Below are 18,585 nucleotides of genomic sequence, written 5' to 3' on the forward strand. Positions count from 1 at the left end.
CGGTCCTACTTCTTCAGGACCGATTCGAGGCCGGACTGGAAGGTCTGCAGGGCAGTCTTGGCGTCGGCCTTGCCGGTGATGATGGTTTGGCTGAACTGGTTCAGTGCCTGCCCGCCGTCAAGGGCCGCGAGGTTGGCATTGAGCCTGCTGCCCTGGGCGGCGAAGGTCTTGGCAATGGGCTGCCAGTCCTTGACGATCTTGACGTTGTTGGGGTCGTTGGCGAACTCGGGGATCTCCGTGATCGATTTGAAGACCGGCAGCGCGGACATCAGCTTCTTCTGCCACAGCTGCTTCAGCTGGCCCAGGTAGTACACCAGGAACTCCTCCGAGGCTTCCTGCGACGGGGTGTTGGTGTACATCATGATGTTGTTTGGGAAGACGATGGTGGCCTTGTCCCCGTGCGGGCCCTTGATGGGGTCGGCCACCAGCAGGTCGCCCGAGGTGTCGCCCACGCGCTGCGGGACGTTCACCTGGAAGAGGCCGTAGCCGGCCTTGCCGTCCTTCCACTGGGCGGACATGTTGTCCGTGGTGTAGCTGACCGCGGCCGGATCGACGATGCCGTTGGACACCAGCTCCAGGACGAATTCCATGGCCTCGACGTTGCGGTCATTCATCAGGTCCAGCTCGCCGTCCTTGTTCCAGACGCCGCCGCCGTTGTTGACCATCATCATGATCATGGAGTGGTTGGCATAGTTGTTGCCTGCGCCTGCGCCGGTGGTGAAGCCGAACGCGCCCACTTTCTTCAGTGCCTTGCCTGCTTCCAGCAGGGACGGCCAGTCCGTGGGCAGGGCAACGTTGGCCTTCTCGAACAGGGACTTGCGGTACCAGAAGACGCGCATGTCCAGCTGCCACGGGACCGCCACGTAGCCCTTGTCCGACTTGAAGGGGTCCAGTACGCCGGGCAGGAAGTCATCGAACTGGCCGTTGGCCTTCAGCTTTTCGATCACCTTGTCCGCATAGGCGATCTGGCCCTGCTGCTCGAACTGGAAAGCCTGGAAGCCGCCGCCCGTGGACACAGCCGGGCCCGTCTTGGAGGCGATCGCGGAGGAGAAGGTCTGGTAGAAGTTGTTCCACTGGATAATCTGGTAGCTCGCCTTGGCGCCGTTGGCACCGGAGAAACCTTCCGCGATGCCCTTGGCGGCATCGTTGTAGGCCGGTGTGGCCCAGGGCATGTCCCAGAACTTCACCGTGCCGCCGGCCCCGCCCCCGCCGCCTCCCTGCGACGCCGAGCCGCCGCCGCAGGCGGCGAGCAGGGGTACGGAGGCTGCGGCAGCCGTCAGGCCCAGGAAGCCGCGCCGGGAAAAGGAGCGGCGCTGTTCGGGAGTTGCGTTCATGATGTGTCCTTTCGGGACCGTCTTGCGCTGTGCGCCGTTGGTGCGGTCCTGCTCATCGTTGAGAGTGGAGGTGGGACTGGACTGCTTGTTCGGTTGCGTATAGGTGGGCTAATTACGTGGCAGCGAGGGTTGCGTAGAGGTCGGTCAGCCGGGCAAACCCGGCCAGGTCGTCCGGGAGGGTGCCGGCGCTGAGATGGTTCTTCAGGCGCCGCCACGCCGTCCGGTGGGCGGATTCGTAGAGGGTGGGAAGCAAAAGTTGGCCGTGGGCCCCGGTGACCCTGACTTCGGCGGGCCACGCGGCGTCCGGATCCGGGACCTGGACGTCCACGCCGCCGTCGGCCGTGTAGAGGTGGATGCCGACGCCGGCCGGGCGGGCTGCGGTGAGTACGCCCTGGGCGGTAAACGGTGCGCCGTTGGCCAGCCGGCCGGTGACGGTGTACCCGGTGGTGCCGCTGCGGAGGACGCTGACGCCGTGGAGCTGTCCGCTGACGGCGAGCACGGCGGCGAGGTGCCGGGCCAGGAGCCGCTGCACGTCCGTGCCCGGGGCTGCCGTGGCAACCGTGTCCAGCAGCGACGCCGTGCCCAGGGCGCTGCGTACAGCGTCACGGGCGTCGGGGTCGCTGCTTTCGCCGATCAGCGCGGGGTTGGAGGCCCAGTGGAGATCGAGGACGACGGCGGCACCGGCCGCCCGGGCAGCGTCCGCCAACTGCGTGGTTTCCTCGGGGACGGGATCCACCACCAGGATGCCGCGCGACCCGGAGTCGACGGCGCGGGCGGCTTCCGTGGTCCAGCCTGCCTCGCCGGCGAGCACCGCAACGTCAGCCGTCCGGTCCTCCGTCGCGGGGCCGAAGGTCGCCGGCAGGGAGGCCACCGCGAGGGCCACCGCGCCCGCTTCTTCGGCCTGCGGCGTTGCTGCCACTGTGTACGCGCTCATGCGGTGGCTCCTGCCGTTTCCGTGGCGGCCGCGTGTCCTGCGGCAACGTCCTGCACGGTGGCCGAGGAGATGGCCAGGGCGAACGTGAGGTCGTCGATCAGGGCCTGGGCCGAGGGGACCGGACGCGTTCCGCGGGCCAGTTCAGCCAGTTCACGCCACTCGCCTTCGTAGCCGTTGTGGCCGTACGGGCCGAAGGTGCTGGTTTCGCTGCCCCGGGAGAAGGTGGCGACGGCGGAGCCGGCCTGGACGTAGGAGGGCGTGAAGTCGATGCGGAGTGCGGAGTCGTCGCCGATGGCCTCGAAGGTCCACTCGGGCTTCCAGGTGCTGTTCATGACGGCACGCAGTTCGATGACGCGGGTGGGGGTGCGGAGTGAGACGGCGTAGCCGGACGGCCGGACGTGCAGCGCCTGGAGTACCTCGATCTCGCCGAAGTCCGGCGTGAAGCGCCGCACCAGGGGCAGGTCGTGGATGGCCAGGCCCATGATGCCGCCCTGCATCATGGCCTTGATGACTTCGACATCCGAGTAATCGGGCGTGCCGGTGGCAGGGCGGGTAATGATCTCGGTGGCGAAGTCTTCGAAGCGGGCGTTCGGCGGGAGGACGATGGAGGAGCGGATGGTGTGTGCCTGCGCGGGAAGGTCGCCCCAGTTCTGTTCCGCCGCGAGCCAGCCGGGGTCGAACGTATGCATGGCCCCCACCACGATCGGCACCCCCGTCCCGGCGCTGACCTCGGCGATCCTGGCTGCCTCGTCGCTGTTCATCGCGAAGGGCTTCTCGCAGAGGACGGCTTTTTTGCCGGCCCGGCAGGCGGCAATGACCTGGTCCGCGTGGAACTGATGGGGGCTGCAGATCGCCACGATGTCCACGCCGGGGTCAGCCAGCAGGGCCTCCAGGCTGGTGCTGGATGCGGCCCGGACCCGGGCCGCCACCGAAGAGGCCACGTCGGGGTCCACGTCCATGATGTGCCGTACTTCCAGGATGTCCCGGAGCCGCGCCAGGGCCGGAAGGTGAATGGCCTGGGTGACGGGCCCGGCGCCGAGGATGCCGACGCCGAGGGGCCGGTCTGCTGGCGCTGCGATGTGGGACACGTTCAACTACCTCTTTGTAAGCGGACTCTGGAGTAGCGGAGGGATCAGTGCGGCGAATGGTTGCCATCGGAACCGCAGATGTGCCCTGAGTCACAACGTAGAACGACTTTTGACGCACGTCAAGCAAAAGTTGTTTGTTGCGCGTCATTCTTCTGCTGTGATGACAGCACTAAGTAACAGTGTTATGACTTAGACATGACTTCAGCGACGGGCAGGCAGGCCGGAAAAGACTCCGACGTCGGCAGCCTGTCGCGGGCAGGGGATCTTTTCCAGTTACTGCGTGACGGCAGGGCCCGCACCCGCGCCGAACTTGCCCTCAGTACGGGACTCGCCCGTTCCACGGTCGCCTCGCGGATCGACGCCCTCATGCTGTCCGGCCTGGTGGGCCCGGCAGGGGAGGCGCTCTCCAGCGGCGGCAGGCCGCCGTCGCGCTTTGCCTTCAACCCGTCCGCCCGCCTGGTCCTGGCCGTGGACGTGGGGGCCACGCACGTCATCGTTGCGGTCACCGACCTCGGCGGGAAAATCCTGGCCGAGAACCGGCTGGCGCAGCAGGTGGCAGAGGGACCGGAAGCCGTGCTGGACCATGTGGTGGCGCAGGGCAAGGAGCTGCTGGCCTCCGCTGGCCGGAGCGTTGCGGAACTTGCCGGCATCGGCATCGGCCTGCCCGGGCCCGTGGAACACGACACCGGCAAACCGGTCAAGCCGCCCATCATGCCCGGCTGGGACGGGTTCGACGTGGTCAGCTACGTCCAGCGTTCCCTGCCCGTGCACGTGCTGGTGGACAACGACGTGAACATCATGGCCCTGGGGGAGCAGACCGCACACTGGCCGGAGCACAACAACTTTTTCTTCGTCAAGGTGGCCACCGGCATCGGCTCCGGCATCATCAGCAACGGCGAGCTGCAACGCGGTGCCAACGGCACGGCGGGCGACCTGGGGCACGTGCAGGTGGCCCGGGGCGCGGATGTCCTCTGCGCCTGTGGAAACTACGGGTGCCTGGAGGCACTCGCGTCAGGTCCCGCCGTCGCGCGTTCCTTGCGGGAGCACGGACTGGACGTCGGGAGGGGCGCCGACGTGCTCCGGCTCGCCGCCGACGGCAACCTGCAGGCCATCCAGGCGCTGCGCCAGGCCGGACGGGACATCGGCGAGGTGCTGGCCACCGTAGTTAACCTGCTCAACCCGTCCGTTATCGTGGTGGGCGGCAGCATGGGCGAGACGGGGGAGCACCTGGTGGCCGGCATCCGCGAGGTGGTGTACCGGCGCTCGCCGCCCCTGGCCACCTCGCACCTGCGCATCAATGTCTCCCGCGCCGGAAGCCAGGCCGCCGTGCTCGGGGCAAGCCAGCTGGTCACCCAGTACGTGCTCTCGCCCGCCGTCATCGAAGCCACCCTGGCGGGCGCCATCGCCGGGTGACGCCGGAGGATCCGCGGCGCCACCCGGCGATCAGCTTTACGCCTCCGCTTCGGGCTCCGGCGCCTCAGTCAAAAGCAGCGCGGTTCCGCCATAGGCGGGCAGCTCCAGGAAGAAGCTGTGCAGGTCATCCACCTGTCCCACGGTTTCGCCGCTGAACAGGTCCTGGACGTTGGCCCCGGACGGCAGCTCGTTGGACTGGATGCTGCCGGCGATGTCCTGCCCCGAGAAGTTCAGCGCGGTCACCTGCAGGGCCCCGTCCTTCAACCGGTTGACCAGCACCAGCGCGGCGCGGTTGGAGACCTCGGGCACGTCCAGCAGGGTGCCCGTGGCGATCCCGTTTTCTTCCCGGACAGCGAGGATCCGCTGGAGGCGGCGGGCAAAGGAGTCCTGGTCCTGCAGCTGGTCCGGCAGCGAGCCGTACAGGCTGCGGGCCCGCGGCATCCCGGCCGACGAGTTGGTGGCGTCCGGGCTGGTCCCCATGAGGTCGTGCGCGCCCCGGTTGATCCAGCGCGTATCGCCCTGGGACGTGAGTTCGCGGACGCTGCTGCGGTCCAGGGCCATGATGCCGGTCAGGTCCCAGCCGGACAGGGCAAAGACGCCGGGCTGGAGTGCGTTGTACATGGCCAGGAGCAGGTGGACGTCCCGGATCTGCGCCTCCTGTTCCGGAGTTACAGTGGCCGGGTCCTTGATTCCCAGGGCCGCCATGATGAAGCTGACCGTAGTGCAGGCAATGCCGTTGGTGGTGAACACGGCGTTGTACGGCGCATTCTCCCCGGTGAGCCGGTCCCGCAGGGTCTGCTGCACATTCTCGGCCAGCTGGGCGCCGGTGAGTTCCTCGCCGTTGAGCTCGAACATCTCGTCCCGGTGTCCGGCAGCGAAGTGCAGCAGCTCGTAGGTGAGTTCGTCATGGTTCTGCAGCGCGTGCACCAGCGAGGCCTGGTCCACCCCGATTTCCATGGACAGGCGGAGGGTCAGCCGCAGGAACTCGGTATCGGCCGTCACGAGGGAGTAGTGGTAGGCCGGCCGGGTGATGAAGTCGTAGGAAAGGTCCGGCCCGGCCTCCGAGGTTGCCTTGATGTCATCGATGGTCAGGTTCAGCTCCTGGAAGGAGAACCCGCCCACTTTGCGGATCATGGAGCCGATGAGCTGGTTGGCGGCCTCGGACAGCGGGTGCCCCTCGGACCAGCCGGGCTGCTCCTCGGCGCTCTTCTCGACGCCCAGGAAGCCGTTGGCGTCGAGGCGGAGCGCCCCTGTGCCCAGGTCCACCAGCGAGTGCAGGGCATCGCCCACCACCAGGCGCATGCCGGCGAACGTGGGGTCAAGCCAGTTGATGGAGGGCTGGCCGGCCTTGAAGTAGTGCAGGTAGACCCAGCGGCGGGTTTTGCCCGTGGTATCCACGATGGGCCGCGTGGCGCTCCAGTTCGTCTCCTTGACCCCCGGCTCGTAGAAGATGACCCGCTGCAGGCGGCCGATGATGTAGCCGGCCTTCTGCAGGGCCTGTTCGGAGTCGGGGCTGAGGTTGACCGAGTCCGCACCCTCCGGGACGTCCGGGAGCAGGTTCCAGTCCTCTTCCGGGATGTCCACCATGTGGTAGATCCCGGGGTAGTCCCGGAAGTTCATCTCGGCCAGGCGGAAGTCTGCGCCCTTGCCGGTGTGGCCGGGGACGATGTCATCGATCACCGTGCCCTCGTGCTCAGCCGCGACCTCGCACATGCTGCGGAACTCTTCTTCGGTGCCGAAGACCGGATCGATCGCCATACTGATGCGGTCAAAGTGGCCGTCAACGCTGGGCGTGTGGGACCAGCCGCTGATGCCGCCGGCGAGCTTCACCGGTCCGGTGTGGATCCCGCGGATACCGATTTCGCGGAAAGCCTTCCACATCTCGGGGTCGCCCAGGGCGGAGAGGAAGGACTGGCCGGTCCGGGTGATGAAGGACAGCGGGTAGGCGGTAAACCATACGGAGGCGCGTTCGACGGCGGCCCGCGGGTTGGGATGGGCATACGAGTTCTGCCACATGCTGGCCTGGCCGGACAGCTGCCGCGCCAGCGTATTCGCATCCCCGAGCATGGCCTGGTTGCGCAGCCACTCCACATACGCGGCGTTCCGCCCGTCGAATTCGAAGGACGGCCTGCTGCCCACGAACTGCCGCCGGCGCGCGATGGGCCGAAGTGCCTTGGGCCGGGCAGCGAAGAACTGCTCGTCGAAAGTAACCTCCAGGTCCGGTGACGGCTCCGCAGCGCCCTCTTCCACTTCCGCATTGCCCGCGGCGGCTGCATCCGCTTCTGAAGTACGCTCGCTGGTGCCCGGCTCCCGCATAAGCTCCTCTTTCCGTTGCTCGTTTCCGTGCTGGCATGGATGCTCCAAGACCCCTTGCCCAAGGTCAGGTACCCAAGCGAGCAGGGAGTATTCGGTGTTCCCCCTCCCGATGCTACTGCGCAGCGGTGCCTGCGGAAGGGACACCGGCGCGCCGCTCCTCCCTAAGCCCGCGAATCCCCCTGTTTTGCCCGTTTCCCCCACCAACGCGTCCACGGGTCGTATTCTTAGAGCAAAGGTTTTGCAGTGGGCCGAAGCGCTGATAGCAGGGCTGGAGCATGGCCGCTGATCCCACGGGGCAGGTTGGCTGGGGACCGCTTCCAGTTACCCCGGAGCCGGTATTCGACAGCAAGGACGTCGAAGACTACCTCTGGGAGGTCACCCGCGACTTCATGACGGGTATCAAAGGTGAGCGCCGCGGCATCGGCTGGGCGGCCACCCTCTTTCGCCTGGGCAAGGCACGCACCCTCGCGGCCAGTACGGAGCAGGCGCGCGAGGCCGACCGCGAACAGTGCTCGTTTGCCGACGGGCCGGTCATGGACGCCGTGCGCACCGGGGAATTCGTCCTGCTGTCCGACCTGGGCCGGGACCGGCGCTGGCCCGGCTATTCCAGCGCCGCCGCCGGCCATGGCGTGCAGTCCCTGCTTTCCGTCCCCATCCTTACCGAAGGCGCCACGAGCGCTGCCATCACCCTCTACGCAGCGTCCCCGCATGCCTTCACCAGCGACGACCTGATGCAGAGCCAAAGCTACGTACGCCAGGTGTCGCGGGCCCTGCGCGTCGTAGTGCGCACTGCGGAGCGCGCGGAAGCAACAGCCGGTCTCGCCGTCGTCCAAAGCTCGCTGGTCCTGGTGGACCTGGCGGTGCGCAGCCTCATGAACGAATACGGACTCACCCGCGAGGGTGCACTGCGGTTCCTGCAGACGCAGGCGCTGCACCACGAAGTGGACCTGCGGGACGCGGCACTGAACGTTGTGGCCCCCGGCGGCGTGGACCGCGGGGGCGGGCAGGTTCCAGGGCGGCGGCAGGAAACGTTCGACGGCGTGGCGGAGCTTCCGCGCCCGTCGGCGGCGGGGCGGGACTTTCCAACCGGAAAGTCGCCCCGGAAGGAAGCTGCGGCGGGGAAGGAACCCCCGCCGGCGGCGGAAGGAAGGACGGCATGACCATCGAGAAGCAGGAGCTGAGCTCCGTCGTCGAAGGACCGGACAGGCACCCCTGGCACCGGTTCGTTGCCCTGGGGGACTCCTACACCGAAGGAATTGGCGACCCCGAACCGAACAGCCTGGGCGGCCTCCGCGGCTGGGCTGACCGGGTGGCCGAGGAACTCGCCGACAGCCAGCCGGACTTCGCCTACGCCAACCTGGCGATCCGGGGTTTCCTTCTGAAGCAAATCCTCGACGTGCAGCTGGAGCCGGCCCTGGCACTGAAACCCGACCTGATCGCCATGTCCGGCGGCGGTAATGACATCGTGTTCCGCCACGGCGACCCGGACAAGCTGGCGGAAAAGATCGACGAGGCCGTCGGTATCCTGTCCGCCACCGGTGCCACGGTGCTGCTCTACGCAGGTCCGGACTGGGGCGATACTCCTGTCTTTGGCAAGATCCGCGGACGCGTGGCGATCTATAACGAGCACCTGCACAGGATCGGCGCGCGGCACCACGCCATCATGGTGGACCTGTGGTGCCTGCCTGAGCTTCAGCACGCACTGATGTGGGACCCGGACCGGCTGCACCTGTCCCCGCTGGGCCATCACTCCGTGGCCGTGGCAACCCTCAACGCCCTGGGGGTAGCGCACACCCTCAAGCCGCTCCAGCCGCGGCCGCTTCCGGCCCATGGGTGGACGCAGGCCCGGGCTGAGGACCTGGTGTGGGCGCGGCAGTACTTTGTGCCGTGGGTGCTCAAGCGGCTGCTTCCCCACCACGCCGGCGACGACCTTGCGGCGAAACGGCCCTCCCCGGCGCCCGTGTTTGGCCTGGGCCGCCCGGGACCATTCCCGCCCGGGCACCCCGTGGCAGGCCCGAACCCTGGAATGGCGGGTGGCCCCGCACCGGAGGGACAGGCCGCTTAGCCCTCTGTTCGGCGCCGTGTGAAAACGCCCGCCGCGAGCCCTTGGCCGGTCCCTTGCGGGGCTTAGCGCTTCCTCGGGCCCCGCTTCGCTGCCGCGTTCATCGCCGACTTGACGGCGGGAGGCAGTACGCCCTGTTCCGTTTCGGGCTCGGCCACAGTTCCGCGCGCCTTCGCGATGGCCTTCATGCCGTGGTAGATCACCAGCGCGGCAGCGGAACCGAGGGCAATACCGGTGAACTTCAGGTCCCCGATGGTCCAGGTGTAGTCGGCGATGCCGATGATCAGGGCGACGGCGGCCGTGGTCAGGTTAACGGGGTTCGAGAAGTTCACCTTGGCCTGCACCCAGATCTTCACGCCCAGGATGCCGATCATGCCGTACAGCAGGGTGGCCGCGCCGCCCAGCACGCCGGCCGGGACGGTGGCAATCAGTTCGCCGAACTTCGGTGAGAAGCTGAGCAGGATGGCGAACATGCCTGCAACCCAGTAGGCCGCCGTCGAATACACCTTGGTGGCAGCCATGACGCCGATGTTCTCCGCGTACGTGGTGGTGCCCGAGCCGCCGCCGAAGCCGGCCAGGACGGTGGCGGCGCCGTCCGCCATCAGCGCGCGTCCGGAGACGCCGTCGAGGTTCTGGCCCGTCATGGCGGCGACCGATTTCACGTGGCCGATGTTCTCCGCCACCAGCACCAAAACCACGGGGACGAACAGCCCCAGGACGCCGATATGGAACTCGGGGGTCTGGAAGTGCGGCAGGCCGATCCAGGCTGCGGCGTCCATCTTGTCGTACTTCACCTCGCCGCGGAGCATGGCCACCAGGTAGCCCACCACCACGCCCACCAGGATGCTGAGCCGGCCAAGGATTCCGCGGAACAGGACGCTGACCAGGATGATGGTGACCAGCGTGACCAGGGCGGTGATGGGGGCGGCATCGAAGTTCTGCTTCGCGGCGGGGGCCAGGTTCAGCCCGATCAGCGCCACAATGGCACCGGTGACGATGGGTGGCATCAGCCGGTTGATCCAGCCGGCGCCGAACTTCTGCACCACCGCACCCACCAGGGCCAGCGTGGCGCCGGCGAGGACCACGCCGCCCAGGGCTCCGGGGATCCCGAACTGCGCCTGCGAGGCGGTGATGGGGGCGATGAACGCAAAGCTTGAGCCCAGGTAGCTGGGCACCCGGCCCTTGGTGATCACCAGGAACAGCAGCGTCCCGATGCCCGAGAAGAACAGGGTGGTGGCAGGCGGCATCCCGGTAATGATGGGAACCAGGAAGGTGGCGCCGAACATGGCCACCACGTGCTGCATTCCCACGCCGATGGTCAACGGCCACGCCAGCCGCTCATCAGGGGCCACCACCTGGCCGGGCTTGATGGGTTTACCGGTGCCGTGCAGCTTCCATTTGATTCCGAGCATGCTCATGGGAAGGAATGCCTTTCAAGGGGGTGCCGCGAAGGGGCGAAGATCAACTCGGTCCAGAATACCGCCAAGTATTTCCCGCGGTCTTCTGTGGTCAAGGTCACGCCCGGTGGCGGGAAGAGGAGCAGAGCACTTGAAGTTGCAACTATAGGAAAGCAACAGAGGCCACCCCGGCAGGCGGGCGGCGCAGCGAAAGGTAAGCCAATGACCATTGCCCATGAAGAAGCGGTTATCGATTCGGCAGCCGTCGACGCCATCTTTGCCCAGGCCCGCACCGCCAACTCCTTCACGGGTGAGGTGACCGAGGAGCAGGCCCAGGCCATCTACGAACTCACCAAGTTCGGCCCCACCGCGTTCAACTCGCAGCCGCTGCGCGTCACCTACGTCCGCTCGGCCGAGGCCCGCGCCACCTTGGTGGATGCCCTGTCCCGCGGCAACCAGGCCAAGACGGCTTCCGCGCCGCTCGTGGCCATCCTCAGCTACGACACCGACTGGGCCGGCAAGTGGGACAACTTCCTCCCCGGCTACAACGCCCCCAAGGCCATGTACGACGCCGACCCGGCCCTTGCCGCAGCCACGGGCAACAACAACGCCCACCTGCAGGCCGGCTACTTCATCCTGGCTGTCCGCTCGCTCGGCTTCGCCGCCGGTCCCATGACGGGCGCGGACTTCGCCGCGATCGACGCTGCCTTCTTCCCGGCCGGCGACCAGAAGAGCTTCCTGGTGGTCAACATCGGCCAGCCCGGTGAGGAAGCCTGGGGCGAGGCAAAGCCCAAGTACTCCTACAGCGAGGCCGTCCGCACCGTCTAACACTCCCCGACGCGCCATCACTTCCTGCCCCCTTTTTCCCAACGCCCCATCACCTACTGATGGGGCGTTGGGTTTTTAAGGGCGGGAGGTGATGGGGCGTCTGACGGGGAGTGGGAGACTGGGGGCATGCCGATGCGGAACCTGATCTTCGTGGCGTTCGTCGAGCCGGTGGCCGAGGGCCAGGTTTTCCCGCGGACGGACTGGCCGCTGCACATCACGCTGGTGCGGTTTGACATGAGGTTCGACGCCGGCGCTGCCGCCACCACAAACACCCAGGACCCCGCGGACGTCGCGGAACGCATCGCCGGGCTCGCTGATGCGCCGGTCGCCGCTGCGCTGGGTGCCGGGCTCACGGTGGGGGAGGATGCGGCGTTCGGCCGCAACGGCTCGGTACCGGTCAACCTCATCAACCTGCAGCCGGACCTGCAGGCCCTGCACGGGCAGTTGGTTGCCGCCGTCGACGGCATCGGCGGCAGGATCCTGACGCCCGCCCACACCCTCGCCGGATACCGGCCCCACGTCTCGCACCACGGTGACAAGCGCCTCCACCCGGGCGACGCCGTCGTGCTTGACCGCGTCGCCCTGGTGGACATGGCTCCCCACGGCGACCACACCATCAGGCGCGTCCTCCGGCTGTGGTGCCGCGAAGGTGAAAGCTAGGCGATGACGCTGTCCACCAGCGCCTTGGCCTCCGCCTGCACCTGCTTCAGGTGCTCCTCGCCCTTGAAGGACTCGGCGTAGATCTTGTACACGTCCTCGGTGCCGGACGGACGGGCCGCGAACCAGGCGTTCTCGGTGACCACCTTCAGGCCGCCGATGGGTGCGCCGTTGCCGGGCGCCTCGGTGAGCTTGGCGGTGATCTCCTCGCCTGCCAGCGAGGTGGCGGTGACGTCCGCAGCGGACAGCTTGCCCAGCTTTGCCTTCTGCTCGCGTGTTGCGGCGGCGTCGATCCGGGCGTAGACCGGGGCACCGAACTGGTCGGTCAGGCCCTTGTACAGCTGGGACGGGGACTTGCCCGTGACCGCGGTGATCTCGGACGCCAGCAGGGCCAGCAGGATGCCGTCCTTGTCCGTGGTCCACACGCTGCCGTCCAGCTTGTTGAAGGAGGCGCCGGCGGATTCCTCGCCGCCGAACGCGCCTTCGCCGGACAGCAGGCCGGGGACGAACCACTTGAAGCCCACCGGGACCTCCACGAGCTTGCGGCCCAGGCTCTGCGCCACGCGGTCGATGATGGAGGAGGACACCAGGGTCTTGCCCACCACGGAGGCCGGGTTCCAGCCGCTGCGGTTGCGGTAAAGGTAGTCGATGGCGACGGCGAGGTAGTGGTTGGGGTTCATCAGCCCGCCGTCAGGGGTGACGATGCCGTGGCGGTCGGCGTCGGCGTCATTGCCGGTGGCGATATCGAAGGTGGATCCGCCGGCAGACATCCGCTGGATCAACGATGCCATGGCCGACGGCGACGAGCAGTCCATCCGGATCTTCTCGTCCCAGTCCAGGGTCATGAACGCCCACTGCGGATCCACCGTGGGGTTCACTACAGTGAGGTCCAGGTGGTGGCGCTCGGCGATCTCGCCCCAGTAGTCCACGGAAGCCCCGCCCATGGGGTCGGCCCCGATCCGGACGCCGGCCTCGCGGATGGCGTCCAGGTTCAGGACGGACGGAAGGTCGTCCAAGTAGCTGCTGAGGAAGTCGAACTTGCCGGTGGTGTCCGCGGCCTGGGCGTCGGCCAGCGGAATCCGCTTCACACCGCGCAGGCCGTTTTCCAGCAGCTCGTTGGCCCGGTTGGCGATCCAGCCCGTGGCGTCCGAGTCAGCGGGGCCGCCGTGCGGGGGGTTGTACTTGAAGCCGCCGTCGGCCGGCGGGTTGTGGCTGGGCGTCACCACGATGCCGTCAGCCTGCGGTGCCCCGGGCGCCGCCTTCCGGTTGTACGTAAGGATGGCGTGGCTCAGCGCCGGCGTGGGGGTGTAGCCGTGCCGGGCGTCGACCAGCACCTGGACGCCGTTGGCGGCGAGGACCTCGAGGGCCGAGTTCTGTGCCGGCTCGCTCAGTGCGTGGGTGTCCTTGGCCAGGAACAGCGGACCGGTGACGCCCTGCGCCGCCCGGTACTCCACGATGGCCTGGGTGATGGCCACGATGTGTGGTTCATTGAACGACGCTTTGAGGCTGGATCCCCGGTGCCCGGATGTCCCGAACACCACGCGTTGGCCGGGATCACTGAGGTCCGGCGCGATGTCGTAATACGCGTCAAGGAGCGCAGTGATGTCAACGAGGTCCTGGGGTTGGGCAACTGTACCCGCGCGGCTAGCCATGGCACCAGCATGCCAGAAGCTGGCAGGAGTCAAAACGACCCGCCCAGAATCCGGACGCTGTGACCTGACGTGACGGACGCAAACCAAGTAGTCAACCTGAGTACACGCCCGCAAAAGTACCTATATACCGGCCCTTCCGTGCCCTGCTAATTTCAAGAAAATTCCACGAAAACACGCGAAAGGAACGGACGACGGCGGGCTGCCGGCGTCGTCCTGTCCGGCAAGGAAACGGGGACGTCCAATGGGGGCAGGAGACGGGGCAGCGGAACAGTCCAGGCTTGCTGCCGAGCGCGTTGCACGGCTGAAGCGGCGGCTGGACCAGGCCGAACATTCCACCAAGGCATGGGACGCCGGCGCGGTGGGGGAGCGGATGGTGGCCGACAAGCTCAGCGAGCTGGTTCCCCGCGGCTGGTACGTCCTCCACGATGTCCATTGGCCGGGCAGGCCCAAGGCAAACCTGGACCATGTCCTGGTGGGCCCGGGCGGCGTGGTGGTGGTGGATTCGAAGAACTGGACCGGTGAAGTGCGGGTGGCTTCCGGGGTGCTGTGGCAGGGCCGTTACGCGCGGACCCAAGCGGTGGAGGGTGCCCTGGCCCAGTGTGCTGCTGTCGCCTCGGTGCTGGCTCCGCCGCACCGCAGGCTGGTGCGTCCGCTCATTTGCATGGCTGCGCAGCCGGACCTTTTCGGAGTGACGGCCTCGGACGTCGCCGTGGCGGGTTCCCAACGGGTTGTCGGGGCCATCGAGGCGTTGCCTGCCGTCCTCGACCAGCAGGCAGTCGTGGGCCTGTATGAGGAGCTGGGCCGGCAGCTTACGCATGAGCAGGAGCCGGGCATCACGGCCCTGCGCAACGTGCGCCCGGGAACGGTGGTGCGCCCGGCGGGTGCGCTGCCCCCAACGGGGCCCGCGGTACTCCCGGGAAGCACTGCCGGCTCCGGCGACGAGTCCGCCAGGGCCCGCAGTGCAGCGCGGCACCCCGCCGGCCGGGCGCTGCCGCCACGGGAAACACCAGCAGGCCAGCGGGCCAGTGGGGCGGCTGGGCTGCCAGCAAAAAAGCGGTCAGCGCGACCGCCCGGTGCGGGGCGCCACGGCCGGAACACCAAAGCGCAGCAGCACGGCAGTACCAGCGGAGGAAAGCTGGCGCTGCTGGCTGCCTTCGTCATTTTCGCCGTCTATATCCTGCCCTACTTGGCCCGTTAGCTTCCCGGCCGCCTCCGGGCTGCAGCAGGGTTCCGGCAGCCGTCCGGACAGCTGCGCCCAGCCGTGCGAGCCGGTCTGAATCCAGGGCCCAGGCTTGCCAGTAGAGGGCCACATCCTGGTGGGCGTCCTCCTCCAGCCGGACCAGGACACCGTCGGCCAGCTCGCCGGTGAGCTGAAGCTCCGGGATCATTCCCCAGCCCAGGCCGGCCTTGACGGCTGCCAGGAACCCCTGGGAAGAAGGCACCGTATGCGTGGGTGGAAGTCCAGGCACGCTCTTCGCGGTCAGCAGCTGCTGCTGGAGCGTGTCCTTCGTGTTGAATTTCAGCACCGGCATGGCCGCCCAGTCCACCATGCCGGAGGCGGAATAGCGACGGCGCAGCGCCGGGGTGGCCACCGGGATGTAGCGCATGGATCCCAGCAGCTCCACGCGGCACCCGCTCACCGGGACGGGGTCGGACGTCACTGCGCCCATGACCGCTCCGTCGCGGAGCAGCTGGCTGCTGTAGCCCTGGTCCTCCACATGGAGGTCCAGGGCAGAGTCCTCCCAGCCTGCGGCCTGGTGCAGGACCGGAATGAACCACGTGGCCAGCGAATCAGCGTTCACGGCCACCGGCAGATGGGCCCGCGCCGGCGACCCTGCTCCCAGTGCTGCTGACGTTTCCGCCTCCAGTACCTGCACCTGCCGCGCCATCCGCAGCAGCAGCGCACCGGCGTCCGTGGCGGTACAGGGCACCCGGCGGCGTACCAGGACCTGGCCCACGGACGCTTCCAGCGCCTTGATCCGCTGGCTCACCGCGGACGGCGTGATCCGGAGCAGGTCTGCTGCGGCTTCAAAGGTTCCTTCGTCCATGACCGCGACGAGGGCTCTCAGATGCTCAAGGTTCATGAAGACATTCTAATGAGAACGAAGGATCCGTTATTTGCCTTCACCGAGAGGGGATCCTACGGTCATTGGTATGTGGGCCGCAGGAATTACGGGAATGCTGACCGGGCTGGCGCTGATAGTTGCGATCGGCGCCCAGAACGCCTTTGTGCTGCGCCAGGGCATCCGCCGGGAGCACATCGGGGCAGTGGTGGCTGTCTGCATGGCCGGTGACGCCCTGCTGATCGTGGCCGGTACGGCGGGTATCGGGGCGCTGGTCACCCGGTTCCCGGGAGTGCTGGAAGTCCTGCGCTGGGCGGGAGCCGCCTACCTGCTGTGGTTCGCAGTGCGGTCCTTTATGGCTGCGGCCAGGCCTGCCGCGCTGGCGGAGCAGGCGCCCAGGTCCAGGAATTCGGTCATCGCAACCACGGCGGCCCTGACATTCCTCAACCCGCACGTCTACCTGGACACCGTGGTGCTGCTGGGCAGCCTTGCCAACCAGCAGGGTCCTGACCTGCGCTGGACTTTTTCCGCCGGCGCCGTGGCCGGAAGCGTCCTGTGGTTTTCCGTCCTGGGGTACGGGGCGCGGGCGCTGGCCGGAGTGCTGGCAAGCGCCCGCACCTGGCGGTGGATCGACGCGTCCATCGGCGTCCTGATGGTGATCCTGGCCGTCCGCCTGATCCTGCACTGAAGTAGGCTGTAGCCAGATTCGCAGGGGAGAAATCATGACCAGCCAGCCATCCCAAGGGCCTGATTACCAGGGGCCCGATTACCAGCGTCCCGGAAACCATCCCAACGGTTCGCCGTGGCCCGGGTACCAGCCGCCCCAGCAGCACGGCCAGCCCCAGTACGGCCAAAATCAGTACGGCCAGCCCCAGTACGGCAACACCCAGTATTTCGGGCAGCCGTCCTACTACGGCGGAACTGTGGAACCGAAGACCCTGAGCATCGCCAGCATGGTCTGCGGCATCGCCTCAGTCATCATGGGCTGGCTGTTGCTTCCCCAGTTCGCCGCCATCATCACCGGCCACCTGGCACTGCGCCGCGAACCCTCGGGCAAGGGGATGTCGATTACCGGCCTGGTGCTGGGCTACCTCTGCCTGCTGGGGTACGGGGCGCTCTGGCTGCTGTTCATCATCGGCGTGGCGGTCGCCGCCACCGCCGGGTCAAACACCGGCACCTTCTAGCCCTGCCGGCCTGGTCCGGACCGCGGCGGCGGCCGTGCACTTGCTGGAACGCGGTACCCGCGCCAGGACCCGCCGTCGTGCCTTCCGGCACAGCGTGCTTATGCCTCCACGGCCGCGGCAGCCGGCACCCCGAGCGGCCGGTCGGGGTAGATGGACTCCGCCGGGGCGCGGTTGGTTGCCTTGGCCCAAGGGTAGTAGATGGCCAGGGTGGCAACGATCCCCACGAGCCAGGAGATGTCCGCGCCGCCCAGCAGCTTGGTGACCGGGCCGGTGTACAGCGACTGCGCCAGGAACGGGATCTGAATGACGACGCCGGCTCCATAGGAGACCAGTGCGGCGGCGTTCCAGCGGCCGTAACGTCCGTCCGGGTTGTAGAGGGCCGGAATGTCCAGCCGGTCGCGCGAGATCTTGTAGTAGTCCACGAGGTTGATCACGGACCAGGGCGTGAACACCATGAGCAGCAGGAGCACGAAGTTCTTGAACAGGTTCAGGAAGTCCTTGCTGGCGAACAGTGCGATGAGGACGCTGGCGCCGATGACGGCCACGATGAACGCGATCCGCACGGCTTTCGAGACGGTGTCCCGGCGGTTGACCGCGGTGCTGATGGTGACGCCGCACATGAAGGCGCCGTAGGCGTTGAGGCAGGTCACGGTCAGCTTGCCCGTGACGATCATCAGGTAGATGAAGATGGCGATCACGCCCCCGCCGGCAAGGTCTCCCATGTACCCCACCTGGTTCTTCAGGAAGTCCCCGCCGAGCTTGGCTGCGGACAGCCCGCCGGCCAGGGCACCCAGGGTCATGGCCCACTGCGCGCCGCCCACCGAGCCGGCGAAGGTGTACCAGAACGTTTTGCGCTCCGAGGTGTGGGCCGGGAGGTACCGGGAGTAGTCGGCCACGTATGGGCCGAAAGTCAGCTGCCAGCCTGCACCAAGGGCGATGGCGGTCAGGAAGGTGGGCCATTCGAAGCCCCTGACCATCATCACCTGGGTGACATCGAACTTGGTGACGACGGCGACTGTCAGGTACAGGAACCCGGCCAGTCCCAGCACTGTGGCAATGCGGCCCAGCGCATGGATGTACTTGTAGCCCAGGATGGCCAGCAGCGCAGTGGCGGCACCGAAGATGAGGATTCCGACGGCGGGAGCGTCCACTCCCAGCATGAGGTTGATGGCCTGCCCCGAGAGGACGGTGCCTGTGGAGGCGAACCCCACGTACATCAGGATGACCAGCGCCAGCGGGATCACAGCTCCGTAGACGCCGAACTGGGCGCGGCTGGAAATCATTTGGGGCAGCCCCAGTTTGGGGCCCTGGGCAGAGTGGAGGGCCATGACGGCGCCGCCCAGCACGTTGCCCACCAGCAGGCCCACGATGGCCCAGAAGGCATCCGCCCCGAATACCACGGCAAGGGCGCCATCCACGATGGCGGTGATCTGCGCGTTGGCGCCGAACCACAGGGTGAACTGGCCCCCCGGGTGGCCGTGGCGCTCGCCCGGCGGAATCATGTCGATCGATCGTGCCTCTACGGCGGTACTGCCTCCGGCCATGGCCAAACTCCTCAGTGATGAAAACGTAAGGTCCATCACCTCGGTTTTCACGCCGCGGAAACACCGCCAATAAGGCGCACCTGTCCGGGAAGCCAGACAGTCGGGCGTGTCGC

16 protein-coding genes are annotated in these 18,585 nt (G+C 67.5%); 8 read left to right on the top strand and 8 right to left on the bottom strand.

Going from position 1 to position 18,585, the window contains the following annotated elements:
* Window positions 1-5 precede the first annotated feature (5 nt).
* The 3 genes from ACWRN3_RS08385 to ACWRN3_RS08395 form a co-directional block, all read right to left on the bottom strand.
* Window positions 6-1,334: an ABC transporter substrate-binding protein gene (locus tag ACWRN3_RS08385; RefSeq protein WP_159634565.1), complete on the bottom strand. Its 1,329-nt coding sequence runs from the start codon at window positions 1,332-1,334 to the stop codon at window positions 6-8.
* Between the two features lie 112 nt (window positions 1,335-1,446).
* Window positions 1,447-2,268: a hypothetical protein gene (locus ACWRN3_RS08390; RefSeq protein WP_476740353.1), complete on the bottom strand. Its 822-nt coding sequence runs from the start codon at window positions 2,266-2,268 to the stop codon at window positions 1,447-1,449.
* Window positions 2,265-3,356: a Gfo/Idh/MocA family protein gene (locus tag ACWRN3_RS08395; RefSeq protein WP_476740354.1), complete on the bottom strand. Its 1,092-nt coding sequence runs from the start codon at window positions 3,354-3,356 to the stop codon at window positions 2,265-2,267. Before ACWRN3_RS08395 ends, ACWRN3_RS08390 begins: the two co-directional genes overlap by 4 nt.
* A gap of 195 nt (window positions 3,357-3,551) precedes the next feature.
* On the opposite strand from ACWRN3_RS08395, the gene ACWRN3_RS08400 reads away from it, so the two are divergent.
* Window positions 3,552-4,769 carry an ROK family transcriptional regulator gene (locus tag ACWRN3_RS08400; protein WP_476740355.1) on the top strand — a complete coding sequence of 406 codons (1,218 nt, stop codon included), beginning with the start codon at window positions 3,552-3,554 and terminating at the stop codon, window positions 4,767-4,769.
* A 36-nt stretch (window positions 4,770-4,805) separates the two neighbouring features.
* Here the strand turns inward: ACWRN3_RS08400 and treS are convergent, their stop codons facing one another.
* Window positions 4,806-7,085 carry a maltose alpha-D-glucosyltransferase gene (treS, locus tag ACWRN3_RS08405; RefSeq protein ID WP_255174010.1) on the bottom strand — a complete coding sequence of 760 codons (2,280 nt, stop codon included), beginning with the start codon at window positions 7,083-7,085 and terminating at the stop codon, window positions 4,806-4,808.
* Between the two features lie 275 nt (window positions 7,086-7,360).
* Between treS and ACWRN3_RS08410 the strand changes: the two genes are divergently transcribed.
* A complete protein-coding gene (locus ACWRN3_RS08410; protein ID WP_255174011.1) occupies window positions 7,361-8,245 on the top strand; it encodes a GAF domain-containing protein in 885 nt (294 codons plus the stop codon).
* Complete coding sequence (locus tag ACWRN3_RS08415; protein WP_324643772.1) at window positions 8,242-9,150, top strand: SGNH/GDSL hydrolase family protein; 909 nt, start codon at window positions 8,242-8,244, stop codon at window positions 9,148-9,150. Before ACWRN3_RS08410 ends, ACWRN3_RS08415 begins: the two co-directional genes overlap by 4 nt.
* A 62-nt stretch (window positions 9,151-9,212) precedes the next feature.
* Here the strand turns inward: ACWRN3_RS08415 and ACWRN3_RS08420 are convergent, their stop codons facing one another.
* A complete protein-coding gene (locus tag ACWRN3_RS08420; protein ID WP_476740356.1) occupies window positions 9,213-10,565 on the bottom strand; it encodes a uracil-xanthine permease family protein in 1,353 nt (450 codons plus the stop codon).
* A 201-nt stretch (window positions 10,566-10,766) separates the two neighbouring features.
* Between ACWRN3_RS08420 and ACWRN3_RS08425 the strand changes: the two genes are divergently transcribed.
* Window positions 10,767-11,372 (top strand): malonic semialdehyde reductase, encoded by a 606-nt coding sequence (locus tag ACWRN3_RS08425; RefSeq protein WP_255174012.1) that lies wholly within the window; start codon window positions 10,767-10,769, stop codon window positions 11,370-11,372.
* A gap of 132 nt (window positions 11,373-11,504) precedes the next feature.
* Window positions 11,505-12,032 (top strand): hypothetical protein, encoded by a 528-nt coding sequence (locus tag ACWRN3_RS08430; protein WP_255175708.1) that lies wholly within the window; start codon window positions 11,505-11,507, stop codon window positions 12,030-12,032.
* Here the strand turns inward: ACWRN3_RS08430 and pgm are convergent.
* Window positions 12,029-13,681 carry a phosphoglucomutase (alpha-D-glucose-1,6-bisphosphate-dependent) gene (pgm, locus tag ACWRN3_RS08435; protein WP_476740357.1) on the bottom strand — a complete coding sequence of 551 codons (1,653 nt, stop codon included), beginning with the start codon at window positions 13,679-13,681 and terminating at the stop codon, window positions 12,029-12,031. The two genes, ACWRN3_RS08430 and pgm, sit on opposite strands and share 4 nt — an antisense overlap.
* Before the next feature lie 241 nt (window positions 13,682-13,922).
* Here pgm and ACWRN3_RS08440 point away from each other — a divergent pair, with 241 nt between their 5' ends.
* A complete protein-coding gene (locus ACWRN3_RS08440; RefSeq protein ID WP_324643774.1) occupies window positions 13,923-14,879 on the top strand; it encodes a nuclease-related domain-containing protein in 957 nt (318 codons plus the stop codon).
* Here ACWRN3_RS08440 and ACWRN3_RS08445 read toward each other — a convergent pair.
* Window positions 14,839-15,765 carry a LysR family transcriptional regulator ArgP gene (locus ACWRN3_RS08445; protein WP_476740358.1) on the bottom strand — a complete coding sequence of 309 codons (927 nt, stop codon included), beginning with the start codon at window positions 15,763-15,765 and terminating at the stop codon, window positions 14,839-14,841. The two genes, ACWRN3_RS08440 and ACWRN3_RS08445, sit on opposite strands and share 41 nt — an antisense overlap.
* A gap of 70 nt (window positions 15,766-15,835) precedes the next feature.
* Here ACWRN3_RS08445 and ACWRN3_RS08450 point away from each other — a divergent pair, with 70 nt between their 5' ends.
* Both ACWRN3_RS08450 and ACWRN3_RS08455 read left to right on the top strand, forming a co-directional pair.
* On the top strand, window positions 15,836-16,432 hold the full coding sequence (locus ACWRN3_RS08450) for a LysE/ArgO family amino acid transporter (RefSeq protein WP_476740359.1): 597 nt from the start codon (window positions 15,836-15,838) through the stop codon (window positions 16,430-16,432).
* A 34-nt stretch (window positions 16,433-16,466) separates the two neighbouring features.
* Window positions 16,467-16,928: a DUF4190 domain-containing protein gene (locus ACWRN3_RS08455; protein ID WP_476740360.1), complete on the top strand. Its 462-nt coding sequence runs from the start codon at window positions 16,467-16,469 to the stop codon at window positions 16,926-16,928.
* Between the two features lie 98 nt (window positions 16,929-17,026).
* Here ACWRN3_RS08455 and ACWRN3_RS08460 read toward each other — a convergent pair whose 3' ends face one another.
* Window positions 17,027-18,472, bottom strand: a complete 1,446-nt coding sequence (locus ACWRN3_RS08460) for a purine-cytosine permease family protein (protein WP_476740361.1) — start codon at window positions 18,470-18,472, stop codon at window positions 17,027-17,029.
* Window positions 18,473-18,585 lie beyond the last annotated feature (113 nt).

It is taken from the genome of Pseudarthrobacter sp. rb (genome assembly GCF_056389225.1).

Excerpts from the sequence above, each read along its gene's own strand:
- ACWRN3_RS08385 (WP_159634565.1), bottom strand. The coding sequence starts at position 1,334 with ATGAACGCAACTCCCGAACAGCGCCGCTCCTTTTCCCGGCGCGGCTTC.
- ACWRN3_RS08390 (WP_476740353.1), bottom strand. The coding sequence starts at position 2,268 with ATGAGCGCGTACACAGTGGCAGCAACGCCGCAGGCCGAAGAAGCGGGC.
- ACWRN3_RS08400 (WP_476740355.1), top strand. The coding sequence starts at position 3,552 with ATGACTTCAGCGACGGGCAGGCAGGCCGGAAAAGACTCCGACGTCGGC.
- treS (WP_255174010.1), bottom strand. The coding sequence starts at position 7,085 with ATGCGGGAGCCGGGCACCAGCGAGCGTACTTCAGAAGCGGATGCAGCC.
- ACWRN3_RS08410 (WP_255174011.1), top strand. The coding sequence starts at position 7,361 with ATGGCCGCTGATCCCACGGGGCAGGTTGGCTGGGGACCGCTTCCAGTT.
- ACWRN3_RS08415 (WP_324643772.1), top strand. The coding sequence starts at position 8,242 with ATGACCATCGAGAAGCAGGAGCTGAGCTCCGTCGTCGAAGGACCGGAC.
- ACWRN3_RS08420 (WP_476740356.1), bottom strand. The coding sequence starts at position 10,565 with ATGAGCATGCTCGGAATCAAATGGAAGCTGCACGGCACCGGTAAACCC.
- ACWRN3_RS08425 (WP_255174012.1), top strand. The coding sequence starts at position 10,767 with ATGACCATTGCCCATGAAGAAGCGGTTATCGATTCGGCAGCCGTCGAC.
- ACWRN3_RS08430 (WP_255175708.1), top strand. The coding sequence starts at position 11,505 with ATGCGGAACCTGATCTTCGTGGCGTTCGTCGAGCCGGTGGCCGAGGGC.
- pgm (WP_476740357.1), bottom strand. The coding sequence starts at position 13,681 with ATGGCTAGCCGCGCGGGTACAGTTGCCCAACCCCAGGACCTCGTTGAC.
- ACWRN3_RS08440 (WP_324643774.1), top strand. The coding sequence starts at position 13,923 with ATGGGGGCAGGAGACGGGGCAGCGGAACAGTCCAGGCTTGCTGCCGAG.
- ACWRN3_RS08445 (WP_476740358.1), bottom strand. The coding sequence starts at position 15,765 with ATGAACCTTGAGCATCTGAGAGCCCTCGTCGCGGTCATGGACGAAGGA.
- ACWRN3_RS08450 (WP_476740359.1), top strand. The coding sequence starts at position 15,836 with ATGTGGGCCGCAGGAATTACGGGAATGCTGACCGGGCTGGCGCTGATA.
- ACWRN3_RS08455 (WP_476740360.1), top strand. The coding sequence starts at position 16,467 with ATGACCAGCCAGCCATCCCAAGGGCCTGATTACCAGGGGCCCGATTAC.
- ACWRN3_RS08460 (WP_476740361.1), bottom strand. The coding sequence starts at position 18,472 with ATGGCCGGAGGCAGTACCGCCGTAGAGGCACGATCGATCGACATGATT.